24 protein-coding genes are annotated in these 24,729 nt (G+C 44.0%); 6 read left to right on the top strand and 18 right to left on the bottom strand.

Annotation, left to right across the window (positions count from 1 at the left end):
* Position 1 precedes the first annotated feature (1 nt).
* Complete coding sequence (locus tag V7S75_RS02120; RefSeq protein ID WP_459511038.1) at positions 2–1,069, bottom strand: bile acid:sodium symporter family protein; 1,068 nt, start codon at positions 1,067–1,069, stop codon at positions 2–4.
* Positions 1,070–1,156: 87 nt separating this feature from the next.
* Between V7S75_RS02120 and V7S75_RS02115 the strand changes: the two genes are divergently transcribed.
* The gene (locus tag V7S75_RS02115; protein WP_459511037.1) at positions 1,157–1,927 is read left to right on the top strand and encodes an SDR family NAD(P)-dependent oxidoreductase; all 771 of its coding nucleotides are present in this window, start codon (positions 1,157–1,159) and stop codon (positions 1,925–1,927) included.
* The gene (locus V7S75_RS02110) at positions 1,924–2,994 is read left to right on the top strand and encodes a carboxypeptidase-like regulatory domain-containing protein (protein ID WP_459511036.1); all 1,071 of its coding nucleotides are present in this window, start codon (positions 1,924–1,926) and stop codon (positions 2,992–2,994) included. The genes V7S75_RS02115 and V7S75_RS02110 overlap by 4 nt, the downstream gene beginning before the upstream one ends.
* A 45-nt stretch (positions 2,995–3,039) precedes the next feature.
* On the opposite strand, the gene V7S75_RS02105 is transcribed toward V7S75_RS02110, so the two are convergent.
* The 8 genes from V7S75_RS02105 to V7S75_RS02070 all read right to left on the bottom strand — a co-directional run bounded on the left by V7S75_RS02105 (position 3,040) and on the right by V7S75_RS02070 (position 11,210).
* Positions 3,040–4,302 carry a fibrobacter succinogenes major paralogous domain-containing protein gene (locus V7S75_RS02105; RefSeq protein ID WP_459511035.1) on the bottom strand — a complete coding sequence of 421 codons (1,263 nt, stop codon included), beginning with the start codon at positions 4,300–4,302 and terminating at the stop codon, positions 3,040–3,042.
* A gap of 111 nt (positions 4,303–4,413) precedes the next feature.
* Positions 4,414–5,526 carry a helix-turn-helix domain-containing protein gene (locus V7S75_RS02100; RefSeq protein ID WP_459511034.1) on the bottom strand — a complete coding sequence of 371 codons (1,113 nt, stop codon included), beginning with the start codon at positions 5,524–5,526 and terminating at the stop codon, positions 4,414–4,416.
* Between the two features lie 42 nt (positions 5,527–5,568).
* Positions 5,569–6,969, bottom strand: a complete 1,401-nt coding sequence (locus V7S75_RS02095) for a Gfo/Idh/MocA family protein (protein ID WP_377974153.1) — start codon at positions 6,967–6,969, stop codon at positions 5,569–5,571.
* 26 nt (positions 6,970–6,995) lie between these two features.
* Entirely contained in the window at positions 6,996–7,910 is a 915-nt protein-coding gene (locus V7S75_RS02090) for a TolB family protein (protein ID WP_459511033.1), read from the bottom strand.
* Positions 7,911–8,093: 183 nt separating this feature from the next.
* Entirely contained in the window at positions 8,094–9,338 is a 1,245-nt protein-coding gene (locus V7S75_RS02085; RefSeq protein WP_459511032.1) for a hypothetical protein, read from the bottom strand.
* 1 nt (position 9,339) lies between these two features.
* Positions 9,340–9,642: a winged helix-turn-helix domain-containing protein gene (locus tag V7S75_RS02080; RefSeq protein ID WP_459511031.1), complete on the bottom strand. Its 303-nt coding sequence runs from the start codon at positions 9,640–9,642 to the stop codon at positions 9,340–9,342.
* On the bottom strand, positions 9,635–10,258 hold the full coding sequence (locus tag V7S75_RS02075; RefSeq protein WP_459511030.1) for a hypothetical protein: 624 nt from the start codon (positions 10,256–10,258) through the stop codon (positions 9,635–9,637). Before V7S75_RS02075 ends, V7S75_RS02080 begins: the two co-directional genes overlap by 8 nt.
* Before the next feature lie 55 nt (positions 10,259–10,313).
* Positions 10,314–11,210: a LysR substrate-binding domain-containing protein gene (locus V7S75_RS02070; protein WP_459511029.1), complete on the bottom strand. Its 897-nt coding sequence runs from the start codon at positions 11,208–11,210 to the stop codon at positions 10,314–10,316.
* Between the two features lie 261 nt (positions 11,211–11,471).
* Here V7S75_RS02070 and katG point away from each other — a divergent pair, with 261 nt between their 5' ends.
* Positions 11,472–13,619, top strand: a complete 2,148-nt coding sequence (gene katG, locus V7S75_RS02065) for a catalase/peroxidase HPI (RefSeq protein ID WP_459511148.1) — start codon at positions 11,472–11,474, stop codon at positions 13,617–13,619.
* A gap of 53 nt (positions 13,620–13,672) precedes the next feature.
* Here katG and V7S75_RS02060 read toward each other — a convergent pair whose 3' ends face one another.
* From V7S75_RS02060 to V7S75_RS02050, 3 genes are read right to left on the bottom strand one after another with little or no spacing between them, the layout of a single operon-like run.
* Positions 13,673–15,322: a sulfatase family protein gene (locus V7S75_RS02060; RefSeq protein ID WP_459511028.1), complete on the bottom strand. Its 1,650-nt coding sequence runs from the start codon at positions 15,320–15,322 to the stop codon at positions 13,673–13,675.
* A 56-nt stretch (positions 15,323–15,378) separates the two neighbouring features.
* Complete coding sequence (locus V7S75_RS02055) at positions 15,379–15,867, bottom strand: 2TM domain-containing protein (protein WP_459511027.1); 489 nt, start codon at positions 15,865–15,867, stop codon at positions 15,379–15,381.
* A 59-nt stretch (positions 15,868–15,926) separates the two neighbouring features.
* Positions 15,927–16,574: a DUF1801 domain-containing protein gene (locus V7S75_RS02050; RefSeq protein WP_459511026.1), complete on the bottom strand. Its 648-nt coding sequence runs from the start codon at positions 16,572–16,574 to the stop codon at positions 15,927–15,929.
* A 54-nt stretch (positions 16,575–16,628) separates the two neighbouring features.
* Between V7S75_RS02050 and V7S75_RS02045 the strand changes: the two genes are divergently transcribed.
* Positions 16,629–18,632 carry a glycoside hydrolase family 3 protein gene (locus tag V7S75_RS02045; protein WP_459511025.1) on the top strand — a complete coding sequence of 668 codons (2,004 nt, stop codon included), beginning with the start codon at positions 16,629–16,631 and terminating at the stop codon, positions 18,630–18,632.
* A 24-nt stretch (positions 18,633–18,656) separates the two neighbouring features.
* Here V7S75_RS02045 and V7S75_RS02040 read toward each other — a convergent pair whose 3' ends face one another.
* Positions 18,657–19,016 carry a Dabb family protein gene (locus V7S75_RS02040; protein WP_459511024.1) on the bottom strand — a complete coding sequence of 120 codons (360 nt, stop codon included), beginning with the start codon at positions 19,014–19,016 and terminating at the stop codon, positions 18,657–18,659.
* A gap of 18 nt (positions 19,017–19,034) precedes the next feature.
* Positions 19,035–19,664 carry a hypothetical protein gene (locus tag V7S75_RS02035; protein ID WP_459511023.1) on the bottom strand — a complete coding sequence of 210 codons (630 nt, stop codon included), beginning with the start codon at positions 19,662–19,664 and terminating at the stop codon, positions 19,035–19,037.
* Positions 19,665–19,749: 85 nt separating this feature from the next.
* Here V7S75_RS02035 and V7S75_RS02030 point away from each other — a divergent pair, with 85 nt between their 5' ends.
* Both V7S75_RS02030 and V7S75_RS02025 read left to right on the top strand, forming a co-directional pair.
* Entirely contained in the window at positions 19,750–21,213 is a 1,464-nt protein-coding gene (locus tag V7S75_RS02030) for a cryptochrome/deoxyribodipyrimidine photo-lyase family protein (protein ID WP_459511022.1), read from the top strand.
* Positions 21,210–22,649 (top strand): cryptochrome/photolyase family protein, encoded by a 1,440-nt coding sequence (locus V7S75_RS02025; protein WP_459511021.1) that lies wholly within the window; start codon positions 21,210–21,212, stop codon positions 22,647–22,649. The genes V7S75_RS02030 and V7S75_RS02025 overlap by 4 nt, the downstream gene beginning before the upstream one ends.
* On the opposite strand, the gene V7S75_RS02020 is transcribed toward V7S75_RS02025, so the two are convergent.
* Genes V7S75_RS02020 through V7S75_RS02005 form a run of 4 tightly spaced genes read right to left on the bottom strand, consistent with a single transcriptional unit; the run spans position 22,629 to position 24,680 of the window.
* Positions 22,629–23,705: an FAD-binding domain-containing protein gene (locus V7S75_RS02020; RefSeq protein ID WP_459511020.1), complete on the bottom strand. Its 1,077-nt coding sequence runs from the start codon at positions 23,703–23,705 to the stop codon at positions 22,629–22,631. The two genes, V7S75_RS02025 and V7S75_RS02020, sit on opposite strands and share 21 nt — an antisense overlap.
* Positions 23,705–23,998, bottom strand: coding sequence for a TIGR03643 family protein (locus tag V7S75_RS02015; RefSeq protein WP_459511019.1), 294 nt, complete (start codon positions 23,996–23,998; stop codon positions 23,705–23,707). Before V7S75_RS02015 ends, V7S75_RS02020 begins: the two co-directional genes overlap by 1 nt.
* Positions 23,973–24,110 carry a DUF2256 domain-containing protein gene (locus tag V7S75_RS02010; RefSeq protein WP_459511018.1) on the bottom strand — a complete coding sequence of 46 codons (138 nt, stop codon included), beginning with the start codon at positions 24,108–24,110 and terminating at the stop codon, positions 23,973–23,975. Before V7S75_RS02010 ends, V7S75_RS02015 begins: the two co-directional genes overlap by 26 nt.
* 54 nt (positions 24,111–24,164) lie before the next feature.
* Positions 24,165–24,680: a DinB family protein gene (locus tag V7S75_RS02005; protein WP_459511017.1), complete on the bottom strand. Its 516-nt coding sequence runs from the start codon at positions 24,678–24,680 to the stop codon at positions 24,165–24,167.
* Between the last annotated feature and the right edge of the window lie 49 nt (positions 24,681–24,729).

Below are 24,729 nucleotides of genomic sequence, written 5' to 3'. Positions count from 1 at the left end.
CCTATTTTTTTCTACCCCACCAATTCGCTAAAATTGATGCGGTAATATTTTGCATCGAACCAAAAATTCCGGGTACCAATCCCATCGTGGCAATGTAACCCATTTTAGCTGCAATGCCTGAGGCTAAGCCCGCATTTTGTAAACCAACTTCAAATGCAATTGTTCGAGAGTCCTGTTCATTAATTCCCATCCATTTACTGATCCGGTAACCGAAAAAATAACCTAAGAGATTATGAATCAATACGATTAAAATCAATAACCATCCAATGGACATAAGTGTACTGTGACCCGCTGAGACAGTCAATGCCACGATAAAAATAATGGATGCCATCGATAAAATAGGCAATAATTCATCCAGCCATTTCTGCTTGCCATAGGCATATTGATTATAGACTAAGCCAGCAATAACCGGGAAAATGACTATTTCCATAATGTGCCAAAACATATCCCAAAAGTTAATGGGCACTAATTGGTTGGCAAGTAATTTCATCAATAAAGGGGTTAAAAGGGGTGCAAGCAGGGTGGAAATCGCGGTGACAGTCACCGAAAGCGCTAAGTTTCCCCCGGAAATAAATGCCATGACATTCGAAGCAACTCCGCTGGGCGAACAACCTACTAAGATAATTCCGGCGGCAATTTCAGGAGGAAGATCTGTCGTCATCGCTAGGGCCAAACCGATTCCCGGCATGATTAAATAATGACAAAATATACCAGCAAAGATGGGTTTGGGCGATTTGACAATCTCCACAAAGCGGGATAAATTCATGTGAATCCCCATGCCAAACATCGTTACTACCAACAAAGGGGTAACCAATTTCTTCAACGGAAATCCCTGATAACTAACCATGTTTTCAGGAAAAGTGAAGGCGTAGGTAGAAGCCGCAAAAATGAAAAATGTATACGAAAATCCTTTCAATAAGGGATAGGCTTGAAATCCTAAAGCCAACAAGGCAAAAAATAAAATCAGTAAAATGGGAGCAACAGAAACGCCAAGCAAAAAGCAGGTAGCAGCGCCGATACCCGCAAATAATCCCAAAGCAAGACTAGCTTGACAAAAAAGGTGTTTCATGTTTGATAGGTTTATTTTGATAAAAATAACAAAAATATAGTTGGGGCTCCACATCCTTCCCTAACTTTAAGGGAATAAGACCTATTTATGTTACAAACACCCAAAGTAGCCATCGTCACTGGTTCTGCGCGCGGCATCGGTTTAGCCACCGCACAATTATTTCAAAGCCACGGCTATCGCGTTGCGCTCGTTGACCGAGATGAATCCGAGGTACGAAAAGCGGCAGCAGGAATCGAAAATTCGATTGCGATTGCTTGTGATATTTCATCACCTGCCGACGTATCTCACATGATTGAAACCGTCATGAATTCCTTTGGTCGGATTGATGCATTGGTTAATAATGCCGGTGTGGCGGAATTTAAACCGCTCGAAGAAACCGATTTTGACTGTTGGCGTAAAATCATGTCCACCAACCTGGATGGCGTATTTCTATGCACGCAAGCAGCTATCCCAGCCTTGAAAGTGAGTCGGGGAGCAGTTGTGAACATCGGCTCCATTTCAGCAGTTCGGGCAAGTACCTTGCGCGTTGCTTATGGCACATCCAAAGCTGCTGTTGTTCACCTGACGAAGCAATTAGCTGTTGAGCTGGGTGATTATGGCATTCGTGTGAATTGTGTCTCGCCGGGTCCGGTAAAAACGCAACTGGCAGCTGCCGTTCATTCCCCTGAAATCATCACGGCCTATTACAATGGCATACCCTTAAATCGATCGGCAACGGTTGACGATATTGCCGAAACCGTCTACTTTTTATGTTCTGAAAAAGCGGGTTATGTGACGGGCCAAATGATAGCTGTCGATGGGGGATTTGATGCCGCTGGCGTGGGACTTCCAGCATTAAGAGCCAAGCGCGGACAATGAAACTCATTTGCTTTTTACTCCTTTCCTTCACTGTTTTTTCGCAAGAAAAATACCGCATTTCAGGCAGCGTCAAAGACGCTAAAACCGGTGTGGGGATTCCAGGCGCAAGTATTTACCTAGAGGGCACCACTTTAGGGACTCAGGCAGATTCCGCCGGGAATTACCACGTGAATCGGATTGCCACGGGACGATATCGTTTGGTGGCATCCTTTGTGGGCTATAAACCTAGCATTCAATTTATTGAGGTCCGAGGGCAATCCAAGGTCCTGAATCTTACACTGGAAGAAGACAACCAAACACTCGACGAAGTGCGCGTCAGCTCCACCCGAGACAAGACCTGGGAAAAGCAAATACGAATCTTTGAAAAAGCCTTTTTAGGAGATAGCTATAACCGCAAGGAGGTGCAAATTCTTAATAAAGAAGTGGTGAATTTTGAGGAAGATGACGACGGACTCATCGCCACGGCGATCGCACCTTTGACAATCGAAAACCAAAGCTTGGGATATAAAATTACCTACACCTTAGACCGACTGGAAAAGACGAGGGATTTGACCTCTTTCCGGGGTTTGGCGCGTTATGAAATAATCCGGCCTACTTCGTCCAAACAAGAAAAACGCTGGGAAGAAAATCGGAAAGAAGCCTATTTGGGTTCACTCTCGCATTTCTTAAAAGCCTTGTTTGATAATCAATTGGAAGCCGAAGGCTTTAATGCCTACTTACTTAAACCTGGGATTCAAAATACCTCGGCTGGCAAGCGGGGATTCTTTTTTGACATTTCAACGAATCGACATTTTCCCTTTCAGGCCATTGATTTGGTCAAGCCCTATCGAGATACCGATTTATATTTTTTAGATACCCAAAATGCCATTGAACTTGTCTTTAATCAACGGCGCGTCCTCCGACCGGTCTTCCCAGATGCACCTTATCCCTATACGATTTTGATTCCTAAAGGTTTGGTATTGCTCAGCGCATCTGGAAATTTAATGGATCCATTTTCGCTTGAAATGCGGGGGGATATGGGCCGTATAGGCATGGCGGAATTGTTGCCCTTGGATTACATACCATAAAAAAGGGTGCCTTTTCAGGCACCCCAAAACAGAGAACTAGCATCACTAATCTTTGCGGCAACGAACAGAGAAACCATGCAAGCCTCCCTCCAAGGCATCTGGGTACTTATTGATATCATTGTTTTCGGCCTGCAAGTAAATATAATAACGCATGTCATTATTACCTGGGTTCTTAATCCAGAAATAAGATTCTGTACTAACATTTTTAATATCAAACTGCCCTCTAATAATCCCTCCTGCAGGATAAGCGCTAAATCCCGTACGATTCGTTGCCACAAAAGGGGTCTTCCAGCCCGTAGTCGCTTTGATATTAGGTGCACCTGGCATACCAGCTGCGGTAATTAATTCCATCCAATCCATATCGGTCGGAATATGATAGCCAACGGGTGCTAAACCTCGTGGATCATCGACTGCATATTTATTATACAATTTACCCCAAACGGTTGTACCTGCATTTGATTCAAAATTGTAATAACACCAAGCTCCTGTCGTTGCCTTATTCCAATCTGCCAAATTTTTAATTTCGGGAATCACATCCCCATTTCGATATGTTGTCACGTCCAAATTCTTTAACATCCAAGTATGGCCGCTGATAGTCACCTCTTCGTATGTAGCCATTTTGAGCGTTCGTGCTTTTTGGGAAACCACCGGACTATCCCCGTAATTATTAAACCGAACAACTTGATATGTATATTCTGTATCGAGAAGAAGACCTTTATCGGTATAAGAATTGTCCGTGGCGCCCAAGGTAGCAATCAGGGTGAAGTTTGCATCTGCGGCAGACTTACGATATACTTTTGTTCCCACTACCGGAACTGTTGCTGTACTTGCATCATGATTTGACCATGTTACCAATATTGTATTGAGTGAGGTAACCTCCAATAGTACAGCCCCTGGTGAACTAGGCAATGGAAGACTTGGTGTTACTACAGTCAAGTATTTGGGATTCCCATTGGCATCTCCATTCCAACGATAAATGCGATATTCATAGGTAGTATTGGGTTTTACCGTTGTATCAACATAAGCCTCTGTAGGATATTTAACATTCTCCAAGTTCGTGTAATCTGTTTCATTCGGCCCTTTACGACCCACGAATGTACCACTAAAACTAACCGTACATTCCTTATTAAAACTATTGGTATTGGATTCTCCCCATTTTAGGGAAATTTGTTTAGGAAATTTGGGATCCGTAGAGTACGAGAACGTACCTATATCACAGGGTTGATCAGCAACCGGATCTTCTACCTTACAGCCTGAAATTAAATATGCGAACACGAGCGTGCCAAAAATAAATTTTAAACGAAACATTTGTTAGATGGGTTTGATTATCGATGACAAAGGTATTCCCAAGGTGATGCTCTAATCAACCAAAGCTTGTCGAAGCCCAACAAATGATGTCACAAAAATATAGACAGCTCACTATCTGCGATTTACAGCTGTAATTAAATCAATTGGCGTTCCCCCATGAAACTTTTTAAACGGTTTATAAAGCGCCGTTCGAGAATTAAAACCCGATTCTTTTGCTAATGCCTCAATGGAATAATGGGAATAAGACGGATTTTTGGCTAAAGCAACAAAATATTCCACGCGTTTTTTATTCACCAGCTGACTAAAACTCATCTTGTAGCGCTGTATGATTTGCTCGTTAAATTGATCTGATTCCAAAATCTTGTTTTGCTTGCAATAATGCTCAATCGTCGCCTGCGTATTCAAATAATACATCTCCTGAAAAAAGGGAACAAAAAAATTTTGATCATTAAGGCTAAGTTGATCCGCTAAAATATAGCGCCTAAAATCAAATTTATTGACCTCGTGATTGTTTAAAAATTCAGGACGATAGATGACATTCAAAAATAAACCCGCGCAGAAAAAAGCATAGATACTATGGCTAAATTCAAAATAATAGGGCGTATCTACGACCCACCAAGCCACCACATTGTTACAAAAAACAACAAATATCACCAGAAACATGCTAATTCGCAGCCAACGCTTTAGTTTCATGCCATATAAATTGCGATCTGATTGTATTTTTTTCACCACTTGATACAGGCGAAAAACAGCAATTAACAAGATGATTCGTTGAGCGAATCGAATCAGTTGAACAAAGGGAAAGTCCTCAACAATTCGCAATAAAAATACAGCTCTGCGATCTAGGTGAAGGTTCATGTAGCCTCTCAACATATAATAATTGTAACAATTCAACAAAAAAATCATCACAACGGTCCAAGCAATCCATTTGGAAACACGTCCTTCCGTTATAATGGATAAGGTGAGTAAGCCTGTCACCCAAATCCCAAAATTGATTAATGGAGACCATGCAACTAAATCATGAAAAGATACTTCCACCCAAAGCAGCACATCCAATCCCCACAATGTCACTAAAAAAAGAGCAAAAGTAATTTTAAAGTGACGCGGACGTTTAAAAAGAAGCAGAAAATCGAACAAAGCTAGCGCTCCTAAAACAATGGATGCAAAATATCCATAATCAAGCACTTGTTTGATTATGGAAAAGTCGGCCAAGAACATATTCATGATACAAATATCGAAAAAGGCGCTCATTCGAGCGCCCTTCTTCTATTTTAATTTCATATTCACAGGATCCCACTGGATAATCTTCTTGCTGAAATAACTTTCATTACAAGCCAATGCTGGCGCAGCCGCCCTAAATCCGAAAGTCGCATCTTCCACGACTTGTTTCCCCGTGCGAATGGCATCAAAGAAATTCGTAAAGTGATCTACGTGCTCATCGTATCCTGGAGGCGCTTTGAAAATCACATCCTCCTTGATAGGACGCTTGCGTTGTGCCTCCGTCCATTTGGCATTGTATTCCTTCGTCATCTCATCTTGCATGCTTTTCGAGAAAGTAAATACGGAATCGTATCCACCAAAACCTGGTGCCTCTGGCATAATGCTATGCTTCACGGAAATCGTATTTCCCTTCACATCCATCACTCCTTCCGAGCCGATCAGTCGAATCACTTCCTGTCCACCCGTTCCGCTGACAAAGTTTACTTGCAAGGTTAATTGGAATGCTGGATGTTCTGGCGTGTCGGCATATTGCATGACGCCCGACATCACATCTGGCAGGTTCCGACCGTCTTTCCAATGGCTGAATTGGCCCGTAGAGAAAATCGTTTCGGGACCATTTGAGTTGGTCATAAAGTGTGTACCACTCAATAGGTGAATGAATAAATCACCCGCAACTCCCGTTCCCACTTCTTTGAAAGCACGCCACCAAAAGAATTTTTTCGCATCAAATTCCATTTTGGCGGTAGCCTCAATGAAACGATTCCAATCACATGTTGACGCATCCGCATCCTTCGGAATAGTATACTCCCATGCCCCGATTGAGCTTTGACGATCATACACGGCATTCACCATGTTCAGTTTCCCGATTTCACCGTTGGCCAACATCTCCTTAGCCTTCGCCAAACCAATGCTACTCACGCGTTGAGAACCTACTTGTAATACTTTATTGTATTTTTTTTGCGCTTGAATCACGCGATGTCCTTCGTCGATTTTATAAACCATCGGTTTTTCGCAATACACGTGCTTGCCTTTTGCGAGCGCGTCGATCGTGATGCGTGCATGCCAAACGTCATGCGTGGCGATGATGACCGCATCAATATCAGGACGATCTAAAAGTTCTTTGTAATTACGTGTTGTGTACAAATCTTTGCCATAAAGTTCTTTGGCATTTTCAATGCGCCCCGTATATAAATCACAAATTCCAGCTAATTCTACGCCGGGAACTTTTAAGGCAGAAGCTAAATCGAAGTGTCCTTGCACACCAAAACCAATCACGCCCAAGCGGATTTTATCGCCAACGGAAATCGGTTTTTCGTAAAGCAAAATACGCTCTTCGGCTTTTTGCTGAGCAGCGAATGATTGAAGTGGCGCCGCTGCTGCGACCATACTCGTTGCACCTATTTGCTGCAGAAAACGTCTGCGCGATGCGGAACTGTTATTTTTCATAATAGGTTATTTTTTCAAGCACTAATTTACAAATCTTCTAATGCGTATCGCACATACGCGAACTTTTTCCCGTCCGGGCTCCAAGAAGGCACATTAATCGTTCCCTGGCCGCCATAAAACGCCTCTGTCAAATCCCGAATTTGCTTCGTTTTTAAATCCAATAAACGCAATTTGATTTGTCGGCCAAAAGGGTGCGCCTGCACCTGATCTTCCATGTAGGTAATTATTGTAGCCACTTGGTTGTTCGGCGCAATGTGCGCAAACCAGTTGGAATAATGATCAAATGTCATTTGCTCAGGCTCAGAGCCATCTGGTTTCATCCGCCAAATTTGCATCATCCCAGTTCGATAGGAATTGATGTAAATGTATTTTCCATCGGGCGAATATTCTGGCCCATCGTCTAGTCCATCTGTGCTCGTAAGGCGAATTTCTTCTCCGCCGTTTGTCGACATCGAATACACGTCATAATTCCCATTTCGCGCGGCGCAATACACCATCGTTTTCCCGTCGGGAGACACGCCATGCCAATACGATGGAGTCAAAGGCGTTAACTGAATCGGTGTTCCTCCTTCCGAAGCAACCTTGTAAATGAACGAAGTATGCTCTATGATTTCAGCTTTTGCACTAGAAATAAATAAGGTCTTTCCGTCAAAACTATAGCCATGATCATTGTTGGCCTTCTGCACCTCACCCGAATTCAGCACCCCTAATTTTTCACCATTGGGGCTTATTTTTTCGAGTTTTCCGTAAGCATTGATCAACAGGTATTTCCCATCGCGAGACCAATTGGGCGCCTCAAAATGCCTTTTTTCTTCCAAAATTTTCTCGGATTTTCCACTAGCCAAGTCATAGATGTACAAGGAACTGATGGCTTTTTTGCCTGCTGGCACTTGTGCCGAAAGCGAGCTGGCGATGAGCGCCAGAGCGAGTATTTTTTTCATGATAGGTTTAGATTCCTGTAAGTTTACATAGAATCAAAGAAGATTCCTATCCTGATGAATCCCGATTAGCTTTCTCTCTCACCTTTGGGAATCCCCAATCACCTTTGGCAAACCTTGGAGGATTGCCAAAGGTAAGGGAGTGCGAGAGCGATTAAATCAGTCAAACTGATAATCAATATCAACTTATTGGAAAGAAAAAATCAAAGGAAAAACAAAAATGACTATCGCCGCCCAGAATGCATAATATGGTAAAAAACGCGTCATACTCTTCTCTACATCCTTAAGCGATTTTTGTCCATTCAATAATCCAAGCAGTTGGATTGTCACAAAAATCAAATTCAATAATACCATCACATTACTGCCCAAAACCGCCAGTCGGTTAGGTGTTATCCCCATCTCCATCAAACGAAAGGTGATGGCCGACAATGCAACGCAATTATTAATAATCGCTAAGAACGCTAAAATGACGAGTGTTACTCGGTGAAATTGTGAGGCATTTTCTTGGGTCGCTTCACTGACAGAAAACAACAATAGGGCCATGACTCCTAATAAAATGCCATTGAAAATCACTAAAAATTCCCGGTCATTATAGGGATCTTTGCCATTAAACGTAAATACGCCCAAAAATATAAGCAACATCAAGGAGACTAAAGGTGTAAAAATCCGTGCAATAACTGGGGATATTTTGCTAACGAGCGTGGGGTTTTGTTGGACTAATACAGTCGCCAACAAAGGCACGGTTGGAAAGACAGAGAGAATCAAATAACGGAAATAAAAATCTTCGATTTTAATCCCAATCAAATTAAATAAATTAATCGTTAAGGCGGTAAAAAGGCCACCGGCCAACATGATTACGGCACACATCACCAACAAGTCTCCATGAAATCGCAAAAAATCGATTTGTTTAGCAGGCGTTGATTGCTTGCCCCCACTGTACAAATAACCCGCCATCAACCAAACTAAAATAGGCAAATGAAGGCATGTTAATAGCAATGTGTCGCTCGAGGGATTATTCGGTAGGAGGTTGACAAATACAATTGAAACCACAAGTACACCAAACGGTACAATGGCATTTTGCCAGGTTAAACCTTGCTTAAATGCGAAATAACCAGCTAATCCAGGCATGACAATAAAAGCAATATTGCGAGGAAAATAGAAATCATGTGAGATGGAAAGCAGGTCGGGTAGCTGCATAAATAATGCGGCAAAAACGGCAACAAATCCTACATAAGTCCAGTCTTTCCGAGTTCCCCAGGAAATTTCATCTGATTGAGACCGCAAACGCTCAGACCAAATTTGGGCACTGAGCTCCGACTGGATTTCAGGATAAATTTCATGAAAAGCACGCTTGAATGCAGACGGATTTGAGCGGTATAATTGCTCCAAAGATGCTGCATGATGGATGTTTTCTTTGATTTGATTTTTCATGCTACGATTGCATTTGTTTAATGAGTTTTTCCAACGAAAGTAAATGAGCAGAAAAGGCATTACGACCTAATTCTGTGACCGCATATTGCGTGTTTGGTTTGCGCCCAATAAATTGCTTGTGGACTTCTATATAGCCCAACTTTTCTAACGCCTGCATGTGGCTCGCCAGGTTACCATCGCTCAGTTGTAATGCTTCTTTTAACCGAGCAAAATCCATTTCATCTTGCACGACGAGTAAGGACATCAATCCCAAACGTACACGACTCTCAAAGGCCTTGTTCAGTTCGTCTATAAAATTATGCACGTTCAAATTTGATATAAATAATGAAACCGTAAATGACATGTACTAATCCGAAACCTAAAGCCCAAATCACTAAGCCATAATTCCAATAATAAGTAGCCACCAGACCTAATACCAAAAAGAGAATTCCTACCGTACGAACAGCCTCCAAGGTAAATTTGCTTGCTCCCCAAAGCCCCAAACCATAAAATAAAAGGGTAACAGGCGCCACAAATATGACAAATCCGATGCGAATCAAAAGGATCGAAAAGATACCACCCACTAGTACCGGAATCGCCAAACTAAGTGTTAATTGCCGCGCTGCGGGATCCCAAATCTGCTTGCCCTTTTGCCGCGCATTACGCCAAGCCATCAAAATTCCAAGCCCCAGACAAGTAAGAAGTAAACAGATAAAACCGTAAACAACCAGCAACTGATTAGGAGACTGCCACATCTGCACCAACGCTTCCGACTGGAATGGAGAAATCCCAGTAACAAGATAAAGCACATAAAGACAAAGGAACGTTAATAATCCAGCAACCATACCAGATATCCCACTTATCGACTTAAATCGAGTAGCCTGATCCATCATATTCCGCATCTCTTGGATGGCGGCCAACTGTTCTTCGTGATTTTTCATAATAAAAAGTACTTTGTGTTACAAAGCTAATTAGAAAAACCAAAAAATCAAGTGACTAGCCCAAGTGATATTGGACAATTTCCGTAATTTCCCTTTGTAGGCGGCGAATAATATTCCATTTGGCATACGGCCTGTAATAGCAGATACTCACTTCGCGACTTAATGTGCCATCCTCGAGAGCCAATAAATGTTGCCTTCTCTCATCATTCAATTGACGAACATACAAGGCAGGCACCAAGGTCATCCCTTGAAAAGTGTCCACGAGATTTAGTAACGTATCAAAAGTGTTTGATTCAACCGACAAATTAATCGGTAATGATTTATTCTTTTTCAGGTCACAGAGTTGTATAATTTGATCCCGCAAACAGTGTCCTTCCTGCAATAAAAAAATCCGTTGTTGGCTCAAAGCCGACTTACTCAGTTTTTTTTCCCCCGCAGCCAAGTGTCCATACAAACGCAGATCTTCCACATACAACAGCTCCGTCTCCAAATCTGTTGCCGCAATGGGTGTACTTAAAATTCCAACATCCAATTTCCCATCTCGCAAATCTTTCACTAATTGATTCGTGGTAACCTCATGTATCTCCAAATATAAAAGCGGATATTTTTCCACCAAGTATTTCATTATTAGAGGCAAAATCGAACTCGCAATCGTGGGAATAATGCCCATTTTAACACGCCCCTCAATTTTCTGATTTATAGCTTTAGACGAAGCGAGCAACGCATTTGCGTGTGCAACAACTTGTTGGGCCTGATCTAATATCGCACGTCCATTCTCCGTAGTCGCTATCGGATTAGCCTTGCGATCAAAAATTACGATATCCAGCTGCTCCTCCAACTTCTTCACCATCGCACTCAATGTGGCTTGAGTCACATGGCAATAATCAGCTGCCTTACTGAAACTTTTTAATTGGTCAACAGCCAATATGTACTCCAATTGGTGGATATTCATCTGTATAGATTTTGTCTATGTCAAATATAGAAAATTTCAGTTTTCTCTATTCAAATGCTTCACCTAATTTCGAGACCAAATCGGAATAAAATCAACACGATCATGAAAAAACTACTTATCCTTTGCGGCTTGTTAGCATCTACAGCTTCCATCGCTCAAGATTATTCGAATCCACATGGTGGAGGGACAAACCCACATTCAGCCAACCCACACGCGGCGGGCGGCGCAAATCCACATGCAGGAATCAACCCACATACGGGTATGAAGCCTTCAGCAACGACCAACAAAGACTGGTGGCCAAATCAATTGAACGTAGGAATACTTCGCCAAAATTCAGAAAAGTCGAACCCGATGGGTCCCGACTTCAACTACATCAAAGCATTTAAAAGTCTTGACTACTTTGCCTTGAAAAAAGACATCGCAGCGGTCTTGACTAAATCACAAGATTGGTGGCCTGCCGACTTTGGTAATTATGGCCCCCTATTTATTCGCATGGCTTGGCACAGCGCAGGTACCTATCGGACAGGTGACGGACGTGGGGGTTCGCGCGCGGGCCAACAGCGTTTTTCACCATTAAATTCATGGCCAGACAATACCAACTTAGATAAGGCACGTCGTTTACTTTGGCCAATTAAACAAAAATATGGCGATAAGATTTCTTGGGCCGACTTGATGGTCTTAACAGGAAACGTTTCTTTAGAACAAATGGGCTTTAAAACATTTGGTTTTGCGGGTGGACGTACCGACGTATGGGAGCCAGAAGCAAACGTATATTGGGGCTCTGAGAAGAAATGGTTAGATGATAAAAACCGTTATTCAGAGGGTCGCAAATTAGAGAATCCACTAGCCGCTGTGCAAATGGGCTTGATCTACGTGAACCCAGAAGGACCGAATGGCGTACCAGATCCTGTGGCATCGGCAAAAGATATCCGCGAGACCTTTGGTCGGATGGGTATGAATGATGAGGAAACTGTAGCCCTAATCGCAGGTGGTCACACGTTTGGTAAAACTCACGGTGCCGGTCCCGCAACCAATGTGGGTCCAGATCCGGAAGCAGCAGGCATCGAAGAGCAAGGTTTGGGATGGAAGAGTACCTACAAATCAGGAAAAGGAAAGGATGCGATTACTTCGGGTTTAGAAGTTACTTGGACGTCGACTCCGACGCAATGGGGCATTGGTTATTTACATTTATTGTTCAACAATGAGTGGTCGCTGGAGAAAAGCCCAGCAGGTGCAAACCAATGGGTTGCGAAAAGCAGTGCAAACATCATTCCAGATGCTTTCGACAAAAATACCTTCCACAAACCAACGATGTTGACAACGGATATCGCCTTGCGCATGGATCCAGCATACGAGAAAATCTCGCGTAACTTCTTAGAAAATCCAGAAGTATATGCAAAAGCATTTGCCAAAGCTTGGTTCAAATTAACGCACCGCGACATGGGTCCTAGCTCAACGTATGTAGGACCTGAGGTACCCAAGGAGCAATTGATTTGGCAAGATCCTATTCCTGCCTTGAACCATGAGGTAATCAACGCAACGGATATTGCGGCCTTGAAAATAAAATTGTTGAACTCCGGTTTATCAATCAGCGAATTAGTGAGCACGGCGTGGGCATCAGCTTCAACTTACCGTCATTCAGATCGCCGTGGTGGTGCAAACGGAGCACGCATTCGCTTATTGCCACAACGTAATTGGGAGGTTAATAATCCCAAGCAATTGGAAAAAGTCTTGACGGTATTGGAAAAAATCCAGCAAGAATTCAATGCAAAATCTGGCAAGAAAAAAGTATCCATCGCGGATTTAATCGTGTTGGGTGGTTCTGCCGCAGTTGAAAAAGCCGCTGCAAATGCCGGTGTTAATACAACGGTTCCATTTATTCCAGGCCGCATGGACGCCTCACAAGCGCAAACTGATATCGCGTCAATCGGCTTATTAGAACCGATGGCTGATGGTTTCCGCAACTACTTGAAAACACAATACACAATATCGACAGAAGAATTGTTCGTAGACAAGGCACAATTGTTAACACTTACAGCGCCAGAAATGACCGTATTAACAGGCGGTATGCGTGCGTTGAACACGAATTACAATGGCTCGAAACACGGAATTTTTACGGCCAAAAAAGATGCCTTGACCAATGATTTCTTCGTGAACTTATTAGAAATGGGTACAACTTGGAAGCCAGCAAACGCAACGAAAGAAGAGTTCGTAGGAACAGATGAGAAAACAGGTGACGTGCGCGCAACAGCGACACGTGCCGACCTAATCTTCGGTTCAAATTCTGAGCTTCGTGCCTTAGCTGAAGTCTATGCAACAAAAGACGCACAAACAAAATTTGTCAATGATTTCGTAAAAGCATGGACAAAGGTGATGAACCTAGACCGCTTTGACGTGACTTTTAAATAAGTTGATTAGTTAGGTTTGAGTTAAAAGCCGGTTCCTATTGGGAGTCGGCTTTTTTATTTCCGCTTCGCCTTCATCTCTGCCGCCTTCGCTTTGGGAACCCCAAACACTTTTCCATCAGCAGCGTCTTTCAAAAACCGATCAATGTAGCCATTGCTAATCGTGCTATTGTCTTTGTATTTCAATCGCAAAGCCTGCAATTGTCGATGCAAGGTTTTGCGAATGGAAGCATAAGCTGGATCATTATAAACATTTTTCAATTCCAACGGATCCTTTTCGCGGTCGATAAGCTCCCAGGTATCCGCTGAAAAATAATAATGAATCAATTTATATTTCTTCGTCACAATGGCATAATGCCGGTTCACCATGTGTTCCGCCGGATATTCGTAATAATGGTAATAAACCGCATCGCGAGACCAAGCTTTGCCCGTCATCAACGGAATCAAACTTTGACCTTGCATGTCCTTAGGTGCCGGAATGCCCGCTGCATCTAAAAAGGTTTGCGCAAAATCAAGATTTTGAACCAAGGCATCTGATTTTTGCCCAGGCTTAATGTGCTTTGGCCAAGACACCATCAGTGGCGTTTTGAATGACTCATCGTAAATAAAACGTTTGTCAAACCAACCGTGCTCACCCAGGTAAAAACCCTGATCAGACGTATAAACAATAATCGTGTTTTCCATTAATTTGTTGGCTTCCAAATAGTCCAACAAGCGACCCACATTTTCATCCACGGCGCGAATCGTTCCCAAATAATCTTGCATGTAGCGCTGAAACTTCCAGCGCATTTTATCTTGTTCCGTCATGCTCGGATAGGCCTTTTTAAACTCTGCATTGATGCGATCATAAACCCGCTCAAAATTCGCTTTTTGACTTGGATTCAAACGTCCCATTTCCGCAGCAAACCGACGCTTATCAAAACCGATTTCCGGAATCTTCAAGGAGTCCATGGTCGCGGGATATACTTTGTTGTCGCCGGCCCAACTCATGCTCGTCAGGATATTCATTTCCGCTTCTTTGGCAGGTGCCGTCCGACCGGAATAATCGTCAAAAAGTGTCTTCGGTTCTGGGTAATTTTTCTGCGTCATTTCATCCAAATGCCGCTCGGCCATCAGCCACGAACGATGCGGCGCCTTGTGCAAATACATGAGCATAAAAGGCTTGTCGGCCGAACGCTCTTGCTTCAACCAATCCAAAGTCATATCTGTAATGATATCCGTCACATAGCCGTTGACCTTAATATTTCCCTCCTTTTTCGTGATGAAATCCGGGTTATAATAATTGCCTTGGTCCGGCAAGATTTTAAACTGATCAAACCCCTTGGGACTATTCCCAAAATGCAGTTTCCCAAACATGGCCGTTTGATAGCCATTCGCCTGTAAAATCTGAGGAAAGGTGATGTTGGTCGTATCAAACGGGAAATGATTATCCACCTTCCCATTCAGATGTGAATGTTTGCCGGTTAGAATTGTCGCTCGGCTCGGTGCACAGATGGAATTGGTGACACTCGCATTGGTAAACAAAATCCCATTTTTGGCGATCCGATCGATATTCGGGGTGGAAATGAGTCTTTGGTCATATGCCGAAATCGCCTGGTAGGCATGGTCGTCCGACATGATGAAAATGATGTTCGGGCGCTTATTCGATTGCGCAAACGCGGGTGAAAGGCTCGCGCAAACAAGCAGAATAAGCAAAAGAGATTTCATGGCAATAGGTTTAATTCACTCAAATTAGGCAATAAAATCTGGCAGACCAAAAGCTATTACTTCGCTTTCAGCTTATCATATTCCCGCTGCTCCAAGGACCCCACTTCGATGACATAGGCATTTACATACTGAATTCCCAATCCCAATCCCCAGCCTAACATCGGCCAAATAGGCCATGGAATGTGATCAAAACGGATATCTTCCGGCATTGTCAAGTACCATACCATCCACAAAAATGGGATGACAAGGGAATAAGCACTTAAGCTTCGTTTAAATTTGGCGCGGCGTTTAGCAAGCTGCCAGAGTTGTTGGTCTGTACTTTCCATGATATTTCGTTTTTCAGTTTCGTCATCTGGAGCATACAATAAAGTCAAATTCACACCCAGTACTTCCCCAATCGCATTCATCGAATACAAGCTGGGCTTCCCTTCATTGCGTTCCAAACGTTGCACGGTTCGCAGGGCAATCCCGCTTTTTTCGGATAGCTCGTTTTGCGTTAAGCCCTTCGAGGTACGGATTTCCTTTAATTGTTCTCCAAAATTCATGGGCCAAAATTGGGTTTTAAAATGGTGTAAACAAACGCCTTTTCTATGACTTCTTTACGTCATCGCTTGAAATTTTCAATGGCACGATGCGAACCATCGCAGCCCGGTTTTTTCTTCGTCAAACCGCAAACACAATCTGTCAAGCCTTTTCCTCTTAGGATGTATTTCTCGTTTTTCTCGATGCGCGCGATGCGGGTCGCCGACTGCTTTCCATCGGAAAAATGCATCACATAGGCACGCTGTCGGCCAGGGCTAAGTTTTTCAAAAGCTGATTTTAGTGCCGGTTTTTCAACAAAAATCGATGTTAATTCTTCTGGGATCGGAAGCTCTTCTGCCTTTTCTACTTTTAATCCCAGTTTCTCCACTTCGATCGCCTCCAACACATAGGCACGGATGCTGGCTTCTTTGGCCTGAATTTCTTCCACAGAACAGAACTTCATCCAGCGACCAGATTGCGTGTTTTCTCCCGGTTTAATGAGCAAGCCCTCGGCGTCTTGCAAGAGCCCTCCTTTGAAAAAATTCAATGCGCAATGATCCTTGAGCGAGGCGATGCCAATGATGTTTTTGGAACCCCACATATAGACAGGCGTGGCCCATTTATAGGTTTCAATCAAAAGGCAGTCCAATAAAATTCGGCGCAAATAAGCCATTTCTTGTGGCCATTTTTTCGCATGTAAAATAAGTTCGTCTACCTGTGGATTTTTCATATTCATTAGAAATAGCAAGAAATTTGCTTTAGTCTACAAAGAAAGAAAAAAGCCATGAAATCTCGTATCCTTTTTGCCGCGCTTCTCATTTCGGGAAGTTTGTTTGCTCAAAACCAGCCCATCGTAAAATCGCAGAGCGCCGCTTTATTGCAATTGGGGAAATTGACATTCAAGGATTTGAATAAAAATCAAAAACTAGACAAATACGAAGATTGGCGATTGCCGGTTGCAGAACGCGTAAAGGATTTGGTTTCCCAAATGACGCTCGAGGAAAAATTGGGATTCATGTTAATCAGCACGACACGTATGGGAGGAGATAATGTCTTCGCCAATGGCGTTCAAGGAGGCGGACCCAAACCTGTCATTACTGATGGATTCAATGAAGAAGATCTAGTCCAAAATACAAATATGTTTACCCGCAAGCCGTTAGGAGCACCTAATATGTCGGCGGCAGGAACAACCAAAGGGGTAACGCAATTCCACCTTCGCCACTTCATTTTACGTGCGAGTGCCTCACCCGAAATTATGGCCAAATGGTCAAATAACTTTCAGGCTTTATGTGAATCGACACGCTTGGGTATTCCAGCCATCGTCGCATCCAATCCGCGTAACCACGTGACAACGGATGCATCCGTAGGTTTGAGTGTAGGACTTACGGCATTCTCGAAATGGCCTGGCGAATTGGGATTAGCGGCCATGCGTGATTTTCCATTAACGCGAAAATTTGCGGAAACCGCTGCTGCCGAATGGCGCGCGGTGGGATTGCGAAAGGGCTATATGTACATGGCGGATTTGGCCACGGAACCTCGTTGGGGTCGGGTGGAAGGAACTTTCGGAGAAGATGCGGATTTAACATCAAACATGATTACCCAAATTGTATTAGGTTTTCAAGGAAACAAATTGTCGAACACGTCGGTGGCAATGACCACCAAACATTTCCCAGGAGGCGGTCCTCAATTAGATGGACAAGACTCGCACTTTGATTGGGGAAAATTTGCACACTATCCGGGTGGCATGTTCGACTACCATGTGAAACCATTCAAAGCTGCCATCGCGGCGGGGACTTCGGCGATTATGCCTTATTACTCTGCGCCAAAAGGCAAGGAATTTGAAGAGGTAGGCTTCTCGTTTAACAAAGCGATGATTGGCGATTTATTGCAAGGCAAATTAGGCTTCCACGGAATCATCAATTCCGATACAGGTCCGATAGAAATGATGCCTTGGGGCGTGGAAAACTTGAGTATTCCTGAGCGCTACCAAAAGGCGTTGAATGCGGGCGTGGATATTTTCTCGGGGGCAGCGGACCCAACAACCTTAATTGAAGTTGTCAAAAATGGCTTAGTCAAAGAGGAACGAATCAACCAATCCGTTGCCAAATTATTGACCGAAAAATTCGAATTAGGACTCTTTGAAAACCCCTATGTGGATGTGGAAGCGGCGACGAAAATCGTAGGAAATAAAGAGGCAGTGACCGCAGCGGAATTAGCTTTGCGCAAATCGATTGTGCTATTACGCAACGATGAAAAACGATTGCCATTGGCGAAGAAAACCAAGGTATATTTTGAGACCTATTTCCAGCAGGGACGCAATACGGGGGAAGCGATTAAAGTTTCCAAACCTTCCTATCCCGGCTTAGAGTTCGTATCAACCAAAGAAGAAGCCGATGTGGTATTGCTCTGGTTGGTCCCTACGAGCGGCGGATTATTCAGCTCTCAAGGCGCTAAAATCGATTTGAATTTATCAGCCAATCGCATTGATGTGAATCACGTGAATGAAATCTTAAACGCGAAACCGACGATCGTAGCGATCAATTACACAAATCCTTGGGTGATTGAGGAGATTGATAAAGGAGCGGCAAAATCGATTATCGCAACCTTTGGAACGACACAAGATGCTTTATTGGATATCGTGACGGGCGCTTTCAAACCGACGGGCAAAATGCCGTTTACGACGCCAGTGAGTCAAGCAGCTGTGGAAGCGAATAAATCCGATGTTCCGGGTTATATGGAAGGTCCGAATTATGGATTATTTGCCTTTGGGCATGGATTGACGTATTAATGTAAAGGGGCTTAGGCCCCTTTTTTATTGGACAAAATAATCAAGCGCACTGACGCCTATGGTGATGTCGGCGCCAACTTTGATATGCGCCAAATGTTCTTTCGATTGGCCATAAATGGGCAAGTCGGATTCACGATCAAATGTAAAAATGTACACGTGTTGTTTCTTCGAGGGATCTTTCAGATCGATCACTTTTCCCCATTCGTAACCTTTCACAACAGCCAATTTTGTCAAAGACTGAAATGAATTATCTACTTCTTGGATTTGGGCATCCGTAGCATGGGCCGCGAATGTAATGGTAACAGCGTGTTTAAAAGGTTTCGCTGTTTGACCATAAGCGGTAAGGCTCAATAGAATTAGGCTCGCAAATAAAATGGCTTTCATAATAAAAATAAAATTTAATTATAAGTTATACTTCAAACCCACCGTTGCAATCACTTGCCCATCTGTGAGCGTATAATTGCCAAAGGCTTTGGCCTGAAAATGTTTATTGATATCATAGGAAATTGTCTCGGCAACACCCGTCAAATCTCCCACGGTCAAATAATAGCCCTGTGTTAAAAAATTCCATTTCTTATGATGGTAATTGGTATTTCCTGACACCAACGTCACCTTAAAATCAGAATTCCGCGCATTGCCATTCAAGATAAATGAACCCACAGTCAATTTCTCGTTGACCGGATAAGACATCGTCAATTCCCGACCAAAGAAACTCGTTACTTCATAATCTTCCGTCATTTGAAAGGCAGGAATGTGAATACCTAAAGTTGCTTTAAACTTCTTGTCAATAAAACGGTAACGCGTGAACAAAGCCACTGTCGTAGGTGTCATGCTTTTCATGCGCATCATGTACATCAAAGAACCCGTCAATCTTTTCTTCGGATTCGTGCTCGCATTAATAATGATATTCGGTTCTTTCGAGGTAAAAGCAGGAATAAAAGAGAATCCTCCTGAACTCATTTCAATGCTACCTGTTTGGGCATTGAGCGAAAAAGCGGCGAGAATAAGGCAGATGGCCAACAATTGTTTCATTTTGATACATTAGGGAATTTGAAGGGGCAAAAGTAGGGATTTCCCTTTCCGAAAACAACCAAGTGCTTTTTGCAGTTACCAATATATGCCCAAATCTCCCATCCATATTGTCTGGTTTAAACGTGATCTCCGCTTTACGGACCACGAACCTTTGTACCGGGCATTGGAGTCGGACATCCCCGTTTTATTGGTCTATTTTTTTGAACCTTCGATGATGGCATTCCCCGACAGCGATCTACGTCACTGGCGGTTTGTGCATGAATCTTTGATGGAAATGCAAGGGCGTTTGGAAGATCGGAACGGGATCCTGCATATTTTCCACAACGAAGTGCTGCCTGTGTTTCAGGCTTTGGCAGAACAATTTGACATACGCCAAATTTCCTCCCATGAAGAAATTGGGAATGATTTGAGTTTTCAACGGGATAAAGCGGTGGCTGCATTTTGTCAACAGGCCAACATTACCTGGAAAGAAACGCCAACGGGCGGGGTCATTCGCCGCTTGAAATCCCGCAAAACGTGGCAAGAGCGCTGGGAAAAAACGATGCGCCATGAGCCCTTTTTCGTTCGAGAGGATAATTGGAATTTAGCACGATTAGACTCGGCTTTTTATGAGACCTTAAAAGGTCCCGAACTTCCCATATCTTTTAAAACGCGGAATCCTATTTTCCAAGAAGGAGGCGAATACTGGGGATGGAAGTACATGAAAAGTTTCATCGAAACGCGGCACACGGCATACAGTTCTTCCATCAGCAAACCGGAGGCCAGTCGGCGAGGATGCAGCCGCATCTCCCCCTATTTAGCATACGGAAATATCAGTATGCGGATGGCCTATACCTACACGATGCAGCATTACAAAAGCGCTGCGAACAAACGCGCGCTGCAAAATTTCATTTCCCGTTTGCACTGGCAGGGGCATTTCATCCAAAAATTCGAGGATGAATCGCGGATGGAATTTGAACCGGTCAACAAGGCGTATCAAGCACTGGAAAAAGACCGCGATGAGCGATTAATTCAGGCTTGGCAAACAGGCCAAACGGGCGTTCCACTGATCGATGCTTGCATGCGATGCGTGGTCGCAACGGGTTATTTGAATTTCCGGATGCGGGCGATGGTCGTTTCGTTTTTCGTCTTTAATCTCTGGCAAGATTGGCGGGATTTGGCGCATTTTTTAGCCCGCCAATTTCTCGACTACGAACCCGGGATTCACTACCCGCAAATCCAAATGCAAGCAGGAGTAACGGGCATCAATACCATCCGAATTTATAACCCAGTCAAGAATTCCTACGCACACGATCCCGATGGCGTTTTCATCAAAAAATGGGTGCCGGAATTAGCAGCGGTTCCAGCGACGCTGATTCATGAACCCTGGAAATTAAGCGAGATGGAGCAGACTTTGTATGGGGTGAAAATCGGGGTGGATTATCCCGCTCCTGTCGTTGATTTAAGCGCGACGAGAAAGACGGCATCGGATCAAGTTTGGGCGATGCGAAAAACGAAAAAGGCCCGACAAGAGGGGGCTCGAATCCTCGAAAAACACGTCAACAAATGAGCGCATTCCTAATCTTTCCGCACCAATTATTTGAAGAAACACTCGCTCAAGAAGCGGCTATTTTTTATGTCGTGGAATCGGATTTGTTCTTCAAACAATACGCCTTCCACAAACAAAAACTAATCTTCCATCGGGCCAGCATGCGGGCCTTCGCGGATCGCCTCCGCGCTGCAGGGAAAACAGTGGAATACATCGATGCGCAGGATTCTCGTTCTGCGGAAGTAGCACTAGCCGCGTCGATAATAGGCCCCATTACGCTTTTCGATCCCAATGATTATCTGCTCGAACGCCGACTGCGTCGCGCCGGTGACATTCATTTATTGGCAAGCCCGAATTTCCTAAATACGGACACTTCACTCCTCGGCACCCGTAAACCCTATTTCCAAACAGCCTTCTATACCCAGCAGCGAAAAGATCGCGGGATTCTGCTCGAGGCCGACGGAAAACCGATGGGTGGCCAATGGACCTTTGATGCGGAGAACCGGAAGAAAATTCCGAAAAACACTTTCATCCCGGCACCCTTTCCAGAGACCGTTCCGAATGATTATATCCTTGAGGCCATCGACTATGTCGCTGCCCACTTCACAAATAATCCGGGTTCTTCCGAGCGACCTTTTTCAGGGGCCTATTATCCCGTGACGCACGAAGAAGCACAGGCTGCTTTAGACCAATTCATCAAGGAACGCATACCGCTTTTCGGTGATTACGAGGATGCCATCAGGGCAAATGAAAAGACCTTGTTTCACAGCATCTTGAGTCCGCTGATAAATGTGGGTTTATTAAATCCAGCACAAGTCGTCGAACGTGTGGCTGCCTCCGCTGCACCATTAAATAGTGTGGAGGGATTTATCCGACAGGTCGTTGGATGGCGTGAATTTGTCCAATTATTGTATCGGAAAATCGGGGTCCAACAGCGTACCACAAATTATTGGGGATTTACGAATGAGATGCCCGCGGCATTTTACACGGCCACGACCGGTGTGGAACCCATCGACCAAACGATTCGCAAGCTCCTAAAAACGGGCTATAATCATCACATTGAACGCCTCATGGTGCTGGGTAATTTTATGTTATTGTGCGAAATCAAACCGGATTCGGTCTATCGCTGGTTCATGGAAATGTACATAGATGCCTACGATTGGGTGATGGTGCCCAACATCTACGGCATGTCGCAATTCAGCGATGGCGGATTAATGACCACCAAACCATACATCTGCGGGTCCAATTACATCCTGAAAATGAGTGATTACCCGAAGGGCGAATGGCAAGAAATTTGGGATGGATTATTTTGGCGCTTCTTGGATAAACAACGCGAAACCTTCCGCAAAAATCCCCGTTGGGCCATGCTCATCAGCACCTGGGACAAAATGCCTGTGGAAAAAAGAGACGCCCACCTCAAGCGAGCGGAAACCTTTTTAACGCAATTGTTTGCTTAGTTTATTCCAAAACGAAAAGAAGCTATTGAATTCCCCTTGGAGACCTGGAGCTAAACTCGGATGCACCTCACGGATACCTTGAAAATGAGCATTAATAGGATGATCCCGGAAAATAGCTTTTACGTTTAGATCAGAAAATTCCCCATAATAAACTTGAATCCCCGGAATGTTTTCGGCGAGTGAAAGGATAAACTCAATCGTCTTGGGAGCCATCGGATGTTTCGCAAAATGACTCGGTTCTAAGACCAGAATCCGATTGCCGGCTTCCCCCTCATGGAAGCTAGGATCCAGCGTATAATGGGTATAAATGAAGGTGGGAATACCATCGATTAATTCCAGTGGCTTCGTCGTAGGCGGAGTAAATGGAAGCGCCGCTTCAACTGAGCTCCGTAAATGTTCGGGAGGAGATTGCAAAGGCAATTCCTCGTATTCGAAATCCAGAAATGTTCCTTGCTGCTTGCTACCCGTATAGCGATTGATATTTTCCTGATTCGCGTAATACAGTTTATTGCTGAAGGTGCCGGCGCACCATTGCCAACTCAGCGCATTGCTGGCCAAATCGCCGTCCAACAAATGGTAATACATCCACTGGGCAGGTTCTAGCCAATGGTATTTCGCCACATTACAAATCGTCGCGGCAAGGTACATGCGCAGGTGATTGTGTAGATATCCAGTTTCTGCAAATGTGGCTAAATGCGTATCCAAGGCCTGGATTCCCGTGTTTGATTGTAATACGGCACGAGGAATCCCAAAGCGTTCAATTCCTTCCTGCGGATGGCGGATATCTTCAAAAATTGCATCGCCTTTTTGAAACCAAGTCCGTGTATAAAACTCCCGCCAAGCTAATTCTTGGATGAATTTTTCCGCCTGTTCCAAACCAATTCCACGATCCTTTAATCGCTTCACGACCTGGGGAACTGTGATAAAACCGCGGGATAAATAAGGGGATAAATAGGACACGCCACCTGTGATAAAATTACGTAAACGTGCATAATGCTCAACGTCAAATCGATCGATCTGCGCATATACTTCTTCGCGTTTCGTCGAAAAATTCATTAGCGCTTGCTGATTTTGTTCATACTAATGCTGCGTTGCAGGGTGCATTTGAATCGAGGATCTAGGGCAACGCGTTTTTGCAGGTGTTTGGTATTCCGACCGGCCATCCGTTTCCGCCACATGCGAAAACTAGAGTCTTTGCTATTCAGGCGCATGAATTCGATGACCTCTTTTTCCTTCAGGCCAAACTGAAATTCAATCGCCTCAAAAGGTGTGCGATCTTCCCAGGCCATTTGAATGATTCGGTCGATGTCCTCGTCGGTAAATTTATTTGCTACGTCTGCACTTTTCACCACAGTAGATGATTTGATCCCAATTCTTTTCCCACTTCTTGCGCCAGGCGAAAGGGCGGTGGCAAACGGGGCAGATTTTGGAGGGTAAATGTTGTTTTTTAACGCCTTGCATAAAAAAAGGGCTTGCCTATAAAAGACAAACCCTTTTCTACGGAAAATGTTTAGACTAGAACAATTTCTCTTGTGGAGGCGTCGCGCCAGCCAAACGGATATACACCGTTGCTTGTCCGCGGTGGTGTGTTTGGTGTTCAAAGGCTTTGTCGATCGCTTGGCCTTTTGTCATATCGAAACGTCCAAACAATTTTACCGACTCCGCTAATTTCGCATCTGGTGCATTTTTGATCGCATTGATAGCAAAATCATAGGCAGCTAACACTTTCTCCGTTACGCTTGCTTTCGCCACGTCATTCGATTTTTCTAAATCCTTTGCTGTAGGAGCAACATCCGTTGCCGTTCCCACAAACATGTAAATCGCATCAGAAAGGTGAAGCATTTGGCCAGCAAAAGAGCGCATTTCTTTCGTTGGCTTTAAGGCATAACCCGTTTCAGGCATTGCGTCCAAATATTCTTTCGTGTAAGCACGCGCGCGCTCCCAGTCTTTCAATAGGTTCGCTTTCGGAGTTTGAGCAGTCAGGTTGCTGGCCATGGCAAGGATTGCCAAAAAGGTGAATAGTTTTTTCATGGTTATAATTTATAAGGGTTGTTAATTCGTTTATTTGCTGTTTTTACCA

The organism is Aquirufa sp. TARAVU-A1A (genome assembly GCF_054558675.1).
Note: the sequence above shows the minus strand (reverse complement) of the source record. Positions and strands in the feature narration are given on the sequence as shown.

Bases quoted from the DNA above. Each gene is read 5' to 3' on its own strand.
- V7S75_RS02120 (WP_459511038.1), bottom strand. From the start codon at position 1,069: ATGAAACACCTTTTTTGTCAAGCTAGTCTTGCTTTGGGATTATTTGCG.
- V7S75_RS02115 (WP_459511037.1), top strand. From the start codon at position 1,157: ATGTTACAAACACCCAAAGTAGCCATCGTCACTGGTTCTGCGCGCGGC.
- V7S75_RS02110 (WP_459511036.1), top strand. From the start codon at position 1,924: ATGAAACTCATTTGCTTTTTACTCCTTTCCTTCACTGTTTTTTCGCAA.
- V7S75_RS02105 (WP_459511035.1), bottom strand. From the start codon at position 4,302: ATGTTTCGTTTAAAATTTATTTTTGGCACGCTCGTGTTCGCATATTTA.
- V7S75_RS02100 (WP_459511034.1), bottom strand. From the start codon at position 5,526: ATGAATATGTTCTTGGCCGACTTTTCCATAATCAAACAAGTGCTTGAT.
- V7S75_RS02095 (WP_377974153.1), bottom strand. From the start codon at position 6,969: ATGAAAAATAACAGTTCCGCATCGCGCAGACGTTTTCTGCAGCAAATA.
- V7S75_RS02090 (WP_459511033.1), bottom strand. From the start codon at position 7,910: ATGAAAAAAATACTCGCTCTGGCGCTCATCGCCAGCTCGCTTTCGGCA.
- V7S75_RS02085 (WP_459511032.1), bottom strand. From the start codon at position 9,338: ATGAAAAATCAAATCAAAGAAAACATCCATCATGCAGCATCTTTGGAG.
- V7S75_RS02075 (WP_459511030.1), bottom strand. From the start codon at position 10,258: ATGAAAAATCACGAAGAACAGTTGGCCGCCATCCAAGAGATGCGGAAT.
- V7S75_RS02070 (WP_459511029.1), bottom strand. From the start codon at position 11,210: ATGAATATCCACCAATTGGAGTACATATTGGCTGTTGACCAATTAAAA.
- katG (WP_459511148.1), top strand. From the start codon at position 11,472: ATGAAGCCTTCAGCAACGACCAACAAAGACTGGTGGCCAAATCAATTG.
- V7S75_RS02060 (WP_459511028.1), bottom strand. From the start codon at position 15,322: ATGAAATCTCTTTTGCTTATTCTGCTTGTTTGCGCGAGCCTTTCACCC.
- V7S75_RS02055 (WP_459511027.1), bottom strand. From the start codon at position 15,867: ATGAATTTTGGAGAACAATTAAAGGAAATCCGTACCTCGAAGGGCTTA.
- V7S75_RS02050 (WP_459511026.1), bottom strand. From the start codon at position 16,574: ATGAAAAATCCACAGGTAGACGAACTTATTTTACATGCGAAAAAATGG.
- V7S75_RS02045 (WP_459511025.1), top strand. From the start codon at position 16,629: ATGAAATCTCGTATCCTTTTTGCCGCGCTTCTCATTTCGGGAAGTTTG.
- V7S75_RS02040 (WP_459511024.1), bottom strand. From the start codon at position 19,016: ATGAAAGCCATTTTATTTGCGAGCCTAATTCTATTGAGCCTTACCGCT.
- V7S75_RS02035 (WP_459511023.1), bottom strand. From the start codon at position 19,664: ATGAAACAATTGTTGGCCATCTGCCTTATTCTCGCCGCTTTTTCGCTC.
- V7S75_RS02030 (WP_459511022.1), top strand. From the start codon at position 19,750: ATGCCCAAATCTCCCATCCATATTGTCTGGTTTAAACGTGATCTCCGC.
- V7S75_RS02025 (WP_459511021.1), top strand. From the start codon at position 21,210: ATGAGCGCATTCCTAATCTTTCCGCACCAATTATTTGAAGAAACACTC.
- V7S75_RS02020 (WP_459511020.1), bottom strand. From the start codon at position 23,705: ATGAATTTTTCGACGAAACGCGAAGAAGTATATGCGCAGATCGATCGA.
- V7S75_RS02010 (WP_459511018.1), bottom strand. From the start codon at position 24,110: ATGCAAGGCGTTAAAAAACAACATTTACCCTCCAAAATCTGCCCCGTT.
- V7S75_RS02005 (WP_459511017.1), bottom strand. From the start codon at position 24,680: ATGAAAAAACTATTCACCTTTTTGGCAATCCTTGCCATGGCCAGCAAC.